At 63.1% G+C, this 13781-nt stretch carries 13 protein-coding genes and 1 pseudogene; 3 read left to right on the top strand and 11 right to left on the bottom strand.

Annotated features, from left to right (window positions below; translation table 11 throughout):
* Nucleotides 1-32 precede the first annotated feature (32 nt).
* The 8 genes from fusA to BDD18_RS19900 all read right to left on the bottom strand — a co-directional run bounded on the left by fusA (nt 33) and on the right by BDD18_RS19900 (nt 7429).
* Complete coding sequence (gene fusA, locus BDD18_RS19935; RefSeq protein WP_142085439.1) at nt 33-2135, bottom strand: elongation factor G; 2103 nt, start codon at nt 2133-2135, stop codon at nt 33-35.
* Between the two features lie 148 nt (nt 2136-2283).
* On the bottom strand, nt 2284-2757 hold the full coding sequence (gene rpsG / locus BDD18_RS19930) for a 30S ribosomal protein S7 (protein ID WP_005798541.1): 474 nt from the start codon (nt 2755-2757) through the stop codon (nt 2284-2286).
* Between the two features lie 174 nt (nt 2758-2931).
* Entirely contained in the window at nt 2932-3309 is a 378-nt protein-coding gene (gene rpsL, locus BDD18_RS19925) for a 30S ribosomal protein S12 (RefSeq protein WP_015012185.1), read from the bottom strand.
* A 166-nt stretch (nt 3310-3475) separates the two neighbouring features.
* Complete coding sequence (locus BDD18_RS19920) at nt 3476-4648, bottom strand: D-alanyl-D-alanine carboxypeptidase family protein (protein WP_142085437.1); 1173 nt, start codon at nt 4646-4648, stop codon at nt 3476-3478.
* A gap of 134 nt (nt 4649-4782) precedes the next feature.
* A complete protein-coding gene (locus BDD18_RS19915; protein ID WP_142085436.1) occupies nt 4783-5436 on the bottom strand; it encodes an alpha/beta hydrolase in 654 nt (217 codons plus the stop codon).
* 73 nt (nt 5437-5509) lie between these two features.
* Nucleotides 5510-5869 (bottom strand): (2Fe-2S) ferredoxin domain-containing protein, encoded by a 360-nt coding sequence (locus BDD18_RS19910; protein WP_142085434.1) that lies wholly within the window; start codon nt 5867-5869, stop codon nt 5510-5512.
* A 9-nt stretch (nt 5870-5878) separates the two neighbouring features.
* Nucleotides 5879-6976: a VanZ family protein gene (locus BDD18_RS19905; RefSeq protein WP_142085432.1), complete on the bottom strand. Its 1098-nt coding sequence runs from the start codon at nt 6974-6976 to the stop codon at nt 5879-5881.
* A 21-nt stretch (nt 6977-6997) separates the two neighbouring features.
* Nucleotides 6998-7429: a CopD family protein gene (locus tag BDD18_RS19900; RefSeq protein WP_142085430.1), complete on the bottom strand. Its 432-nt coding sequence runs from the start codon at nt 7427-7429 to the stop codon at nt 6998-7000.
* A 323-nt stretch (nt 7430-7752) separates the two neighbouring features.
* Between BDD18_RS19900 and hemB the strand changes: the two genes are divergently transcribed.
* The 3 genes from hemB (at nt 7753) to BDD18_RS22805 (ending at nt 11835) form a co-directional block, all read left to right on the top strand.
* Complete coding sequence (hemB, locus tag BDD18_RS19895) at nt 7753-8760, top strand: porphobilinogen synthase (protein ID WP_142085428.1); 1008 nt, start codon at nt 7753-7755, stop codon at nt 8758-8760.
* 70 nt (nt 8761-8830) lie between these two features.
* Nucleotides 8831-9961: a magnesium transporter CorA family protein gene (locus tag BDD18_RS19890; protein WP_142085702.1), complete on the top strand. Its 1131-nt coding sequence runs from the start codon at nt 8831-8833 to the stop codon at nt 9959-9961.
* 308 nt (nt 9962-10269) lie between these two features.
* Nucleotides 10270-11835, top strand: a complete 1566-nt coding sequence (locus BDD18_RS22805) for a methyl-accepting chemotaxis protein (RefSeq protein WP_276491196.1) — start codon at nt 10270-10272, stop codon at nt 11833-11835.
* Nucleotides 11836-11871: 36 nt separating this feature from the next.
* On the opposite strand, the gene BDD18_RS19880 is transcribed toward BDD18_RS22805, so the two are convergent.
* The 3 genes and pseudogenes from BDD18_RS19880 to BDD18_RS19870 form a co-directional block, all read right to left on the bottom strand.
* Nucleotides 11872-12483, bottom strand: coding sequence for a chalcone isomerase family protein (locus BDD18_RS19880; RefSeq protein ID WP_244939168.1), 612 nt, complete (start codon nt 12481-12483; stop codon nt 11872-11874).
* 159 nt (nt 12484-12642) lie between these two features.
* Nucleotides 12643-12849: pseudogene (locus BDD18_RS23000) on the bottom strand (hypothetical protein); the annotation flags it as partial.
* Nucleotides 12850-12936: 87 nt separating this feature from the next.
* Nucleotides 12937-13626, bottom strand: coding sequence for a dienelactone hydrolase family protein (locus BDD18_RS19870; protein WP_067513430.1), 690 nt, complete (start codon nt 13624-13626; stop codon nt 12937-12939).
* Nucleotides 13627-13781 lie beyond the last annotated feature (155 nt).

Raw genomic sequence — 13781 nt, 5'->3', positions numbered from 1 at the left:
CAGCCAGTTTGGCTGTTAGACCAAAGACGCCATTACTTGGCGCGGGAAGCCATGATGGCTTCCGACACATTGCGAGGAGCTTCAGAGTAGTGCTTGAACTCCATCGTGTAAGTAGCACGACCTTGTGTGGCCGAGCGCAGCGTAGTCGAGTAGCCGAACATTTCCGACAGAGGAACTTCAGCGCGGATGGCCTTGCCACCGCCCGGGATGTCGTCCATACCCTGCACCATGCCGCGGCGGCTGGACAAATCGCCCATCACGTTGCCAGCATAGTCTTCAGGCGTTTCCACTTCAACAGACATCATGGGTTCCAGGATGACTGGACCGGCCTTCTTGCAGCCTTCCTTGAAGCCGAAGATAGCGGCCATCTTGAACGCCAGTTCGTTCGAGTCCACATCGTGGTACGAACCGAAGTGCAGCGTGACCTTGACGTCCACCACAGGGTAGCCAGCCAGCACACCTTGTGTCACGGCTTCGTTGATACCCTTTTCCACCGCTGGAATGAATTCGCGAGGAACCACACCGCCCTTGATCGCGTCGACGAACTCGATGCCCTTGCCGGCTTCGTTGGGTTCGATCTTGAGCACGACGTGACCGTACTGACCCTTACCACCGGACTGGCGCACAAACTTGCCTTCGGCTTCTTCCACCGTCTTGCGGATGGTTTCGCGGTAAGCCACTTGAGGCTTGCCCACGTTGGCCTCCACGCCGAACTCGCGCTTCATGCGGTCCACAATAATTTCCAGGTGCAACTCGCCCATGCCGGAAATGATGGTCTGGCCAGACTCTTCGTCCGTACGCACGCGGAAGGAAGGATCTTCTGCAGCCAGACGGCCCAGAGCGATACCCATCTTTTCCTGGTCGGCCTTGGTCTTGGGTTCCACAGCCTGCGAAATCACGGGCTCAGGGAACACCATGCGCTCCAGCACGATGGGCGATGCGACATCGCACAGCGTTTCGCCGGTGGTCACTTCCTTCAGACCCACGCAGGCAGCGATGTCACCGGCGCGGATTTCGTCCACTTCCACGCGATCATTCGCCATCATCTGCACGATACGGCCGATACGCTCTTTTTTGCCCTTGACCGAGTTGTATACGGTGTCGCCCTTGGTGAGCACACCAGAGTACACACGCACGAAGGTCAGCTGGCCCACGAAGGGGTCGGTCATCAGCTTGAAGGCCAGAGCCGAGAACTTTTCGTTGTCGTCGGCCTTGCGCGTCACTTCCTTCCCATCTTCGTCGGTACCAGCCACATCTGGAATGTCGGTCGGTGCGGGCAGATAGTCGATCACGGCATCCAGCATGCGCTGCACGCCCTTGTTCTTGAAGGCGGTGCCGCACAGCATCGGGTGGATTTCGGTGGCAATGGTGCGCTGGCGCAGGCCCTGCTTGATTTCCGCTTCGCTGAGATCACCCTCTTCGAGGTACTTGTTCATCAGCTCTTCGGAGGCCTCGGCAGCGGCTTCCACCATCTTCTCGCGCCATTCCTTGGCGGACTCGACCAGATCGGCGGGGATGTCCTCGTAGGTGAACTTCATGCCCTGGGAAGCCTCGTCCCAGATGATGGCCTTCATCTTCATCAGGTCCACGACGCCCTTGAAGTTTTCCTCGGCGCCGATCGGAATCACCACGGGCACGGGGTTGGCCTTCAGGCGCAGCTTCATCTGGTCATAGACCTTGAAGAAGTTGGCGCCGGTGCGGTCCATCTTGTTCACGAAGGCCAGACGGGGCACCTTGTACTTGTTGGCCTGGCGCCAGACGGTTTCCGACTGGGGCTGCACGCCACCCACGGCGCAGTACACCATGCAGGCGCCGTCCAGCACGCGCATGGAACGCTCCACTTCAATCGTGAAGTCCACGTGGCCGGGGGTGTCGATGATGTTGAAACGGTGCTCTGGGTAGGACATGTCCATGCCCTTCCAGAAGCAGGTCACGGCAGCCGAGGTGATCGTGATGCCGCGCTCTTGCTCTTGCTCCATCCAGTCCGTGGTCGCAGCGCCATCGTGCACTTCGCCCAGCTTGTGGGTCACGCCCGTGTAAAACAGAATACGTTCGGTGGTCGTGGTCTTGCCAGCGTCAATGTGGGCCGAGATACCGATATTGCGGTAGCGCTCGATGGGAGTCTTGCGAGCCATGGTAGATCCTTGATGGGTCGTTTTTGAGAGGGAATCGGGCAGCCATACTGGCAAAAATGCCCGTCAATTTTGTGACTGCCTGAATCAACACAAGGCTGCAGGCGAAACGCCGGCAGCCTTGGGTTTAAATCCAGGACAAATCCGCTTTTTAGAAGCGGAAGTGGCTGAATGCCTTGTTGGCTTCGGCCATGCGGTGCACTTCGTCACGCTTCTTCATGGCACCGCCACGGCCTTCGGTGGCCTCGAGCAGTTCGTTGGCCAGGCGTTGGGCCATCGACTTTTCACCGCGCTTGCGAGCGGCTTCCTTGATCCAGCGCATGGACAGAGCCAGACGACGGACAGGGCGCACTTCCACAGGCACCTGGTAGTTGGCACCGCCGACGCGGCGGGACTTCACTTCCACCATGGGCTTCACGTTGTTGATGGCAACGGTGAAGGCTTCCAGAGGATCCTTATCGGGGTGCTTCTTCTCGATCAGTTCGAGGGCACCGTAAATGATGCGCTCTGCAACCGCCTTTTTGCCGCCTTCCATGATCACGTTCATGAATTTGGACAGCTCAACATTACCGAACTTTGGATCCGGCAGGATTTCACGTTTGGGGACTTCGCGACGACGTGGCATTTTTTACCTCTATCTTTGCTTCAGTTGGCATCTTTTCAGACACCGCGAGAGCCAATGAAGGACTCCCACTTACTCGACCCGCGCAGAACACCTGCGTTTGGGGTCACTACGCTGCACCTCCGCGCCACGCGGAAAAACAGCACCGAAAATTCTTCAGACCGAAAGGGCCAGGGCTTACTTGGCCTTTGGCTTCTTCGCACCGTACTTGGAGCGGGCTTGCTTGCGGTCTTTCACGCCTTGCAAGTCCAGCGAACCACGCACGATGTGGTAACGCACACCTGGCAAGTCCTTGACACGACCGCCGCGAACAAGCACCACGCTGTGTTCTTGCAGGTTGTGGCCTTCACCGCCGATGTAGGAGATCACCTCAAAACCGTTGGTCAGGCGCACCTTGGCGACCTTACGCAGAGCGGAGTTAGGCTTCTTAGGCGTCGTGGTGTACACGCGAGTGCACACGCCACGGCGCTGTGGAGAGTTTTCCATCGCAGGGCTCTTGGACTTGGTCTTTTCGACCTCGCGCCCCTGACGGACCAATTGATTAATGGTTGGCATGAAATACGTCCCTAAACGTGAATTTGCTTCGTGAAAGCGAAAACGTGAATCCCTTCGGAAATTCCGAAAAGCCTTCTAATGTATCAGGCTAGCGCACAAGAGGCAAGTGCGACGCAGTTTGGGCGCTGCGCCATGCGCTTGCTCCTTGGCCAATGCGACTGTGGGGTCACTTGATCCACAGACGGATGGCGTCCCAGGCGCGGCCCAGGAAGCCTGCCTGCTCGACCCCCTCCAGCGCAACCAGAGGCACTTCGGCCAAGGTCTGCTCACCCAGCGCCACCTTCAAAGAGCCAACAGCCTGGCCCTTGGTGTATGGAGCCACCAGGGGGTCTGGGCGCGAGATTTCTGTCTTGATCTTGCCAGCACTGCCCGAGGGCACCGTCACCACGATGGCTTCGGGACGGCCGATCTTCAGAACGTTCTCAGCGCCCTTCCAGAGGGCTGGCGTGGCCACGGGGGTGTTGGCTTCAAAGAGTTTGACGGCATCGAAGGCGGTGTAGCCCCAGTTCAACAGCTTCTGGCTTTCGTTGGCGCGCGCATTCTCGCTGGCCGTGCCCAGAACGATGGACAGCAGGCGGCGCTGGCCCACGTTGGGGAAATCGCGCTTGGCGGTGGCGACCAGGCAGTAGCCAGCCGCTGCGGTGTGACCCGTCTTGAGGCCGTCCACCGTCGGATCACGGAAGAGCAGCATGTTGCGGTTGGTGCCGTTCGAGGGAGGCGTGCCGGGGTAGCTGTACTGCTTGGTGGAGTAGTAGTGCATGTACTCCGGGAAGTCTTTCATCAACCGGCTGGCCAGCACGCTCAGGTCGCGCGCGGTGGTGACGTGGCCGGGCTCGGTCAGGCCTTCGGGGTTTTTGTAGCTGGTGCCATTCATGCCCAGGGCCTTGGCCTGGTCGTTCATCAGCTTGACGAAGTTTTCATACGTGCCGCCCACGCCTTCGGCCAGCGCCACGGTGGCGTCGTTGCCCGACTGGACGATCATGCCCTTGAGCAGGTCGTCCACCGACACCTGCATCTTGGGGTCGATGAACATGCGCGAGCCGGGCATCTTCCAGGCGCGCACACTCACGGGCAGCTTCTGGTCTAGCGTGACCTTCTTGGCGCGCAGGGCGTCAAACACCAAGTAGCCCGTCATCAGCTTGGTCAGCGATGCCTGCTCCACCGGCGCGTCGATGTCCTTGGCCGCCAGCACCTGGTTGGCGGTCACATCCACCAGCATGTAAGTACGGGCTGCGATTTCCGGGGGTTGGGGCACCTGCTGCGCCAGGGCACCAAAAGCGGCGGGGGCAACAGCAGCAAAAAGGGCCAGGGATCGCAGGGCGGGCAGGATTCGTTTCATGGAGCGTTCAAAGATGCAGCCAGCGGCTGAGAGGATGGAGAAGTAGAACCCATGCAGCAGCACGCGCTGCTGCAAAAGGTTTTGGGCAGAGTCAGCCGGCGCACGGAGGTTCCGCCAGCGCGGCCGATCTCTTTTTAGAGGGCCGACTGCAGGTGCCTGACCACCAAGTTTTTGAGCAGCGGCAATTGTCCGTGAAAGAAATGCCCGCCTCCGGGCACGACTGTCACAGGGAGTGTCTGGGGGCGCGCCCAGTCCATCACCGCGGACAAGGCCACGGTGTCGTCTTGCTCGCCATGCACCACCAGCGTGCGCAGATGGGCTTCGGGCGGCACGGGCGCCACCGTGAAGCGGCTGGCGGCCGTGCCCACCAGCACGGCGCGGTCAATGTGCCGCTGGGGCCACAGCGTGGCCAGCGCGTGGCTGGTGACGAACGCCCCAAACGAGAAACCCGCCAGGGCCAGCGGTTGCGCGCCTTCGCCCGCGGGGGCCACCTGCTCTACCACGGCCAGCAGGTCTTGCAGCTCGCCCCGGCCTTCGTCGTGCACGCCCTGGGTGGCACCCACGCCGCGAAAGTTGAAGCGCACCGCCGTCCAGCCGCATTGCACAAAGGCACGGGCCAAGGTTTGCACCACCTTGTTGTCCATGGTGCCGCCGAACAGGGGGTGGGGGTGGGCAATCACCGCCACCCCCCGAGGCGCGCCGCCGTCGGGCGCGCTGGCTGCGTCGCGGGCGACTTCAATGGCACCGGCAGGGCCTTGCAGCGTCAGTCGTTCTGTCTGTGAATTCACGTTTGCTATATTTTTAATAGCTACTCGCGCTTATTCATCAAGCGCCAGAGGCCATTTTTATCAAAAAAACCAATCAGCGCCCCAGATCAGGCGGCACCAGCAGGCGTTCCACCACCTGGCCGTTTTTCAGGTGCGATTCCACGATCTCGTCGATGTCGCTGGTGTCCACAAAGGTGTACCAGGTGCCTTCGGGGTAGACCACGGCCACGGGGCCTGCGGCGCAGCGGTCCAGGCAACCCGCCTTGTTCACACGCACTTTGCCGGTGCCCGCCAGGCCGGCGGCTTTCACCTTCGCCTTGCAATGGTCAAAACCGACCTGGGCGTTGTGGTGGGCACAGCTGTCTTCGCCGTTGGTGCGCTCGTTCAGGCAGAAGAAGATGTGGCGCTGGTAGTAGCCCGGCGCGGCGGAAGTGGGTTGGGTGGGTTCGCTCATGGGGGTATTTTAGGGATGGGCGTCTTTGCGCGAGACGCGCACCAGCACATACAGCAGCGCCGCATAAGGCCAGAGCCACCCCAGCCACTGGCCCAGGCCATAGAAACGGATGAAGCGCCCCTGCTCCCATTGCATCAGGGTCTGCGCAAAATAAACGTTGGTCGGCGCCTGGTTCAGCAAGGCCAGGTGCCACACCAGTGCCACCAGCAGCACGGCCGCGCTGGCCCGGCGCGGCAGCATGAGCAACAGCACCGCCATGCCCGCGGCAGCCCACACACCCACGCGCACGGGCTCGTCCAGCCAGCCCCAGGCGTGCGCGGGGCCCCAGCTCAGCGCCGCAGACAGTGCCGTCACCGCCACCCCGATCACCAGCACCCCCGTGGCAAACACCGCCCGCCGCCCCACATGGCGGATGACGCAATAGCCCAGCAGGCTGGGCACCAGCAAGCCCAGCATCACGCACAGCGCTTCACCGCCGGGCGACAGCGGCTCCAGCACGGTCTCGCGCATGGGCATCCAGTCGATGAAGGGGGTGTCTTGCAGCGCCTGCTCAATCGCCGCCTCCAGCCGCTCCAGCACCTGCCCCAGGCCAAACGGCACGGCAGCGGGGAACAACAACGCAGCAGGCCACAAGGCCATCAGCACCAGCGCCCCGCGCGCATCCGGCACAAACCAGCGGCCCCGGAACAGACTCCAACGGTCGATGGCCCCCCAGCGCTCCAACAGCGCCGCCAGCAAGGCGCCCAGCCATGTGCCCGCAGCATTCAGCACCAGATCGAGATTGGAAGGGACACGCCGCGGCAGGTAGATCTGTAAAAACTCCATGGCCAGCGACAGCAGCGAACCCGCCAGCGCGGCCCACCACACGGCGCCGCGCGTCCAGCCCGTGCGCAGCAAGGCCAGGGCCAGCAAGAAGCCCAGAGGGGCGTATCCGATCAGGTTGGACGTGACATCAAAGCCCGTCCAATACGGCGGGGGCAGCGGGGCCGCGAGGAACATCCAGGGCTCCAGCCCCTGGGCGCGCCAGCCTGAAAAAGGGAACAGACTGGCAAAAACGATCAAAACGGCATAAATAGCCGCCAAAGGCCAGGCTGAGGTCTTGTGCAACGGCGCAGGCCTCCGTCCCTGTCAGAAGGGTTTGACGACCACCAGCACCACCGCAATCAGCAGCAGCACCACAGGCGCTTCGTTGAACCAGCGAAACCACACATGGCTGCGCTGGCTTTGGCCGTTGGCCAGCTTGCGCAGCAGCACGCCGCAGGCGTGGTGGTAGCCCACAACCAGCAAAACGATGGTGAGTTTGGCGTGCATCCACCCATTGCCCGGGCCTTGCAGGCCAATGCCGTACCCCAGCCACAGCCACAACCCCAGCGCCAAGGCGGGCACCGCCAGAATGGTGGTGAACCGCAGCAGCTTGCGCGCCATCAGGAGCAAGCGCTCACGCTCTGCCCCCGAATCGGGTGCCACCATGGCTAAATTGACAAAGATGCGTGGCAGATAGAACAGACCGGCAAACCAGCTGGCCACGAAGACGATGTGAAAGGCTTTTACCCAGAGCATGCGGGCAGTTTAAGCGCCCCGCTCGCCGCCCGGCGGCAGGGTGGCGTTTTGCCCCTTTTTTCAAAGCCGCCGGGACAAAAAAAAAGCCCGGCACAAAGGCCGGGCTGAGAAGCCTCTGAATGCGTGGAGCATCCAGTAGGCCCCGCTCAGGGAGGAAAAAGCGGGAGGCAGGGGGCTGCCTGGAATCAAACTTAGCATTAAGTACAAAAAGTTACAAGCCCTCGCAATTAGTTGCATCAAACCAAGGGGCTTTCTGCGCGCCTATTTCGCGCTTGCAGATCCAGATCAGGCCCTTGCCCGGCAGATAGGGCACAATTTTCGCCATGCACCTCCCTACTTCTGCCCCCTTCCCCCAGAACCGCCCCCGCCGCCTGCGCCGTGACGCCTTCACGCGCCGCCTGGTGCGTGAGCATGCGGTGTCGGTCAACGACCTGATCTACCCCGTGTTTGTGCATGAGGGGACGCAGCGCAGCGAAGCCGTGAGCTCCATGCCCGGCGTGGAGCGCCTGAGCCTGGACTTGCTGCTGCCCGTGGCAGAAGACTGCGTGAAGCTAGGTATTCCGCTGATGGCGCTGTTCCCGGCCATTGACCCCGCGCTCAAGACGCCCGACGGCCAGGAAGCGCGCAACCCCGATGGCCTGATTCCGCGCGTGGTGCGGGCCCTGAAGAAAGAATTCCCCGACCTGGGCGTGATGACCGACGTGGCGCTGGACCCCTACACCAGCCACGGCCAGGATGGCGTGCTGGACGACACCGGCTACATCATCAATGACCAGACGGTGGAAATCCTCACCGCCCAGGCCCTGACGCATGCTGAAGCGGGCGTGGACATCGTGGCCCCCAGCGACATGATGGACGGCCGCATTGGCGCCATCCGCGAGGCGCTGGAAGTGCAAGGCCACATCCACACCCGCATCATGGCCTACAGCGCCAAGTACGCCAGTGCCTTCTACGGCCCCTTCCGCGACGCGGTGGGAACCCGTGGCGCCCTGGGCAAGGCTGACAAGAACGTGTACCAGATGGACCCCGGCAACAGCGACGAAGCCCTGCGCGAAGTGGCGCTGGACATTGCCGAAGGCGCCGACATGGTGATGGTCAAACCCGGCATGCCGTACCTGGACATCGTGCGCCGCGTGAAGGACGAATTCCGCGTGCCCACCTTCGCCTACCAGGTCAGCGGCGAGTACGCCATGATCAAGGCCGCCGCGCAAAACGGCTGGCTCGACCACGACGCCGTGATGATGGAAAGCCTGCTGGCCTTCAAGCGCGCGGGCGCTGATGGCGTGCTGACCTACTTTGCCCGCGACGTGGCGCGATTGCTACAAAAGTAATAGCAGTTCTGTGAAGCAGGAACAGCGGCAACCGCCCGTTTCACCCAGCAGCGCAGCGGGCGCACGGCCGCTGCGCATCTTCCACATCCAGCCCACGGGGGTGGCCGAACTGTCGGAGCTTCCCGAGGCGCCGCCCGCCAGCGGCTTTCTGTGGCTGGCCTGCGCGCGTGCCGCCTTCCAGGAACAGCTGCCCACCCTGCAGGCCGCCTTGCAACAGCTCGCCGGCATGCAGCTGGTGGATCTGCATGTGTCGGACCTGCTCAACGCACAGCTGCCCTCGCGCTACGACTACACCTCGCAGTACGACCTGCTGGTGTTCAGGCGCCTGGCCACCACCCCGCACGCAGCCCCCCCTGACGAGCCATCGCCCGCCGACGCCACCCACCCGGCCAAGCGGTCTGGCCCGCTGGTGCTGCGCCGAATCGACACCAACCCCGTTGGCTTTGCGCTGCTGGACCAAGTGCTGCTGACCGTGCACCCGGCCGACTGTGCCGTGCGGGAGGCCTATGCGGCACGGCTGCTGGCTGCCGCGCCGGCAGACCCGCGCGAAGGCCGCATGCCCACGCCGGGCGCGCGCGTGCCCGCCAACCCGGCCGACCTGATGCTGCGGCTGGTGAACACCATGGTGGACGGCTACCTGGACTTGCGGCGGGACCTGACCCGGCAGCTCGACCACTGGCAGACCGAGCTGCTCAAGCCGCGCGCCCGGTTTGTGAACTGGAGTTCGCTGCTCGATGCCCGCATGGCCCTACACAACCTGGACGAAATCTGCGAAGACCAGCGCAGTGCCATTCAGGACTGGATCGACACGCTGGAAACCTGGGCCCCGCCCGATACACCCGCCGGTGCGCGCGAGCTGGACCTGCTCAAGGTGCGCAGCCGCGACGTGCTGGAGCACATCGAACGCGTGGTGCACCACGTGCGCCGCCTGGAGCAAAGCACCGAAACGGCGGTGCAGATGCATTTCTCGGTGCAAAGCAACCGCACCAACGACATCATGCGCACCCTCACGGCGCTCACCGCCGTGTTCCTGCCGCTGAACCTGATCGCCGGCATCTTCGGCATGAATTTCGAGTTCGTTCCGCTCATCCATAAGCAGGACGGCTTCTGGTGGGCCACCGGCGCCATGTCGGTGATTGCTGTGGCACTGGTGCTACTCTTCTGGCGAAAACGTTACCTCGCCCGCACAAGTACGCGCTAACATCAAGGGGTTTACCCTTGATATGAAAAGGGTTAACTGCTGCTAGATTGTCAGCACACGTAGCTTTTATCGCCGTCATGCCTTCTGTGTCTGCGCCGCAATCCAGCGGCTATCGTCCCGCCCTCCTATCCCCTCCTCTCAAGTGCCCTTGAGGCCTCGCCTCCCTTAGGCGTTGGATCTCCGACGCCAGTCCTCACTCACCAGTCTCACGCGGCTTGATATTGATCAACCCGTACTGGGATACAAATTGTTTCAATGCGTAATTCCAATACGCATATCAACTCGCGCGCCCTGCAGGCGTTTTCTCCATGCCTCAGTCTTTTTCCATGTGGTTGGGTAACCTGACGATTGCCACCAAACTGCGCCTGATGGCAGCCATCAGCACCCTCGTGCTCATTGCCCTCTCCGGCTACCTGCTGGCCGAGGAATACCAGATCAACCGCACCGCCCGCCAAACTGCCGTGCGCCAGACGGTCGAGATCGGCCATTCGATCCTCGAATGGGCGCACAAGCTGGAAACCAGCGGCTCCCACACCCGTGAACAAGCCCAGGCACTGGCCCACAAGGCCCTAGAGAACGCGCGCTACGCGGGCAACGAATACTTCTGGCTGCAAACCGTGGATGCCCAGGTGGTCATGCACCCCTTCCGCCCCGACCTCAATGGCAAGGACGGCTCCAGCATGAAAGACCCGGACGGCAAGCCCATCTTCACCATGTTCGCCCAACGCGCCCGTCAGGCAGACGGCGGCGGCCTGGTGGAATACCAATGGCCGCGCCAAGGGCAGGAACAACCGGTGCCCAAGTTCGCCCATGTGAAGCTGTTTCAGCCCTGGGGCTGGGTGGTGGGCTCGGGGGTGTACGTCGATGACCTGCGCAAGTCCTTCCTGGCCAGCCTGGGGCGCACCACGGTGATCATTGGGCTGGCGATTGTGATCAACCTGTTGTTCATAGCCAACATTCGCCGGGGCATTGTGCGGGGCCTGGGGCAGGCCATTGCAGTGGCCAAGGCCATCTCCCAGCGCAACCTGACCACGCCCATCCACGTCACCAGCCAGGATGAGGTGGGGCAACTGCTGCAGGCCATGCGCACCATGACGCACGACCTGCGCGACACCCTGCACACCGTGCGCGAAGCCACCGACCAGCTCGCCGGTGCCAGCCAGCAAATCGCCAGCGGCAACCTGGACCTGAGCAGCCGCACCGAAGCCACGGCCGCCAACCTGGAACAGACCGCCGCCAGCATGGAAGAGCTGACCGGTTCCGTCACCCAAAACGCCCAGGCCGCGCGCCGCGCCGCGGAGTGCGCCACGACCGCCAGCGGCGTGGCCGCCAAAGGTGGAGAGGCCGTGGCCCAGGTGGTGAACACCATGAACGGCATCTCGGCCTCGTCACACCGCATCTCCGACATCATCGGCGTGATCGACGGCATCGCCTTCCAGACCAACATCCTGGCGCTGAATGCTGCGGTGGAAGCCGCCCGCGCGGGCGAACAAGGCCGCGGTTTTGCCGTGGTGGCCGGTGAAGTGCGCAGCCTGGCCCAGCGCAGCGCCGAAGCCGCCAAGGAAATCAAGAGCCTGATCCAGGCCAGCGTGGAGCAGGTGGACGCCGGTGCCAGCCAGGTGCGCACCGCAGGCGCCACCATGGAGCAGGTCGTGGCGTCGGTGCAGGAAGTGCACCACCTGATACAGGAAATCACCACCGCCACCACCGAACAAAGCGGCGGCATTGCCCAGGTCAACACCGCTGTGAGTGAGCTGGACCGGATGACGCAGCAAAACGCGTCGCTGGTGGAAGAATCCGCCGCCGCCGCAGAAAACCTGCGCGAGCAGGCCATGGCGCTATCCGAAAGCGTGAACCGCTTCCAGTTGGCCTGACCCGCCAACAGCAGCCCCTGCCCCGGGGCTGCTGCCTCACCGAAGCAGCGCTTCCTTGAGCTGGTGGTCCACCGGCACCGACCCCAGCCAGATGCGCAACACCATGCCAAAGTACTCGGCATCGCCCAGCGGTGCGCCCTGGGGCTGGCCCTCAATGTAGAACGTGGTGCCCTTGCCTGGCAGGTATTCCATGGCAAAGGTCTCGCCGGGCGACAGCTTGGGGCGGCCCGAGAAGATCTCGATCAACCGGTTGCTGGCGGGCGTGTAGCGGCGAATCTGCTCGGCCGACGAGTTGTTGGCCAGGCCCTTGATGAAGGACACTCCCAAGTCCGTGCCGGGGATGTCGCGCTGGGCCACAAAGTTCAGGCGCACCGGCCCCTGCAGCGCCAGCAGTTCCTCCAGCGCCTTGACCTTGCGGGGCGTGTACAGGGCCATGTCGTACACCTTGAACACCGCGCGGTAGCGCGTGCCCGAGCCATTGAGCACCAGCGGCGTGCCCTGCACCGTCTGCGCAGGCTCAAACGCTGTGGCCGCATGCCCGGAGCCTGGCTGCACCAGAGCCAGCGCAGCTACCAGCGCCAGCCCGGCCACGGCGTGCAGCCGCAGGGCGCCAGCGCGGGGCCGCGTAGAAAAGTGAAAAGGGTTCAAACGAAAATCTCCGCGTCCAACCACAGCGTGGGCCCACCAGAAAATGGTAGGGCCACGGCCTTGCGCCAGCCCTACAGATTCACCCTAGTGCGGAATTGCGGGTTGCCCACCGCTCAGCGCCCACCCACCCCCAGCAAAGCCGCCGCATTGCCCCAGGCCACGCGCCAGCACATCGGCGGGCGGATGGGGGCCTGCGGTGCCGTTCCAGGCTTCTTCGTTGTAGTGCAGGTGGGCGTCGAACAGGGGGCCTGTGTAGTCGGCCGCCTGGGCTACGCTGGCAATCGCTATCAAATCAATAGCTGCCAGCGCTTGTTGTAAAAGCGCCAGAGGCCTAAAAGGCTTGAATTTTGCAATGCAGCTGGCCATGGCTTTCCCCAGTTGAATGCGATGCCCCACCCTGCACCAACCCGCACAGCCACGCAGCGCGGAGGCTGCGGGCCATGCTACGGGCGATCAGCCCAGGTGCTTGTCGAAGAACGCCAGCGTGCGGTCGCGGGCAGCCAGGGCGGCAGCCTCGTCGTAGCTGCCGCGCTGGTCACAGTTGAAGCCGTGGTCAGCCTGGTACACATGCACTTCCACGCCGGGCTGGGCGCGGTCAAAGGCCTGCACGCTATCCAGCGGAATCCAGTGGTCGCGCTCACCAAAGTGGGCCAGCACGGGCACCTTGGGCTGGCGGGCGGCTTCCTCAGGGGTTGTCATACCGCCGCCGTAGTAAGGCACGGCCGCCGACAGGCCGGTGAGCGTGCACGCAGCGCGCCATGTCAGCAGCCCACCCCAGCAAAAACCCACAATGCCCACCTTGCGGCCGCTGCGCTGGGCGGCGTAGTCAATGGCGGCCTGGATGTCGGGCATCACGCCGGGGGCGGGCAGTGCCTCCACCGCGGCTTTCAGCTCCATGCCAGCCTGCATGTCGTCGGCGGTGTAGCCCAGCTCCACACCGGGCTTGACGCGGTGGAACGTGGCGGGCGCCACGGCCAGGTAGCCGCGCGCGGCAAAGCGGTCGGCCACCGCGCGGATGTGGGAATTCACCCCGAAAATCTCTTGCAGCACCACCACCGCGCCCCGGGGCGTGGTGTCGGGCTCCGCCACCCAGGCGGGCAGCACAAAACCGTCGGCAGATTTCAAATCGACAAATTGACCCATGTGTTTGCTCCTGAAAACTGTTCCAATGCGCCATTCTTGCAGCAGACGGCGTTTCATGGGCCGCCTTGGCGTAAACACCAGCACCGGGCTCGGCCTTGGCACGGTGCATGCTGTCACCCTGCGCTGCCGCCCTTTGCTTTCATCCTTTTTTTTTT

This window comes from Acidovorax temperans (assembly GCF_006716905.1).
Lineage (GTDB): Bacteria > Pseudomonadota > Gammaproteobacteria > Burkholderiales > Burkholderiaceae_C > Acidovorax > Acidovorax temperans.
The sequence above is the reverse complement of the archived record's forward strand: the minus strand, read 5'-3'. Positions and strand labels throughout refer to the sequence as shown.

Bases quoted from the DNA above. Each gene is read 5' to 3' on its own strand.
- fusA (WP_142085439.1), bottom strand. From the start codon at position 2,135: ATGGCTCGCAAGACTCCCATCGAGCGCTACCGCAATATCGGTATCTCG.
- rpsG (WP_005798541.1), bottom strand. From the start codon at position 2,757: ATGCCACGTCGTCGCGAAGTCCCCAAACGTGAAATCCTGCCGGATCCA.
- rpsL (WP_015012185.1), bottom strand. From the start codon at position 3,309: ATGCCAACCATTAATCAATTGGTCCGTCAGGGGCGCGAGGTCGAAAAG.
- BDD18_RS19920 (WP_142085437.1), bottom strand. From the start codon at position 4,648: ATGAAACGAATCCTGCCCGCCCTGCGATCCCTGGCCCTTTTTGCTGCT.
- BDD18_RS19910 (WP_142085434.1), bottom strand. From the start codon at position 5,869: ATGAGCGAACCCACCCAACCCACTTCCGCCGCGCCGGGCTACTACCAG.
- BDD18_RS19900 (WP_142085430.1), bottom strand. From the start codon at position 7,429: ATGCTCTGGGTAAAAGCCTTTCACATCGTCTTCGTGGCCAGCTGGTTT.
- hemB (WP_142085428.1), top strand. From the start codon at position 7,753: ATGCACCTCCCTACTTCTGCCCCCTTCCCCCAGAACCGCCCCCGCCGC.
- BDD18_RS22805 (WP_276491196.1), top strand. From the start codon at position 10,270: ATGCCTCAGTCTTTTTCCATGTGGTTGGGTAACCTGACGATTGCCACC.
- BDD18_RS19870 (WP_067513430.1), bottom strand. From the start codon at position 13,626: ATGGGTCAATTTGTCGATTTGAAATCTGCCGACGGTTTTGTGCTGCCC.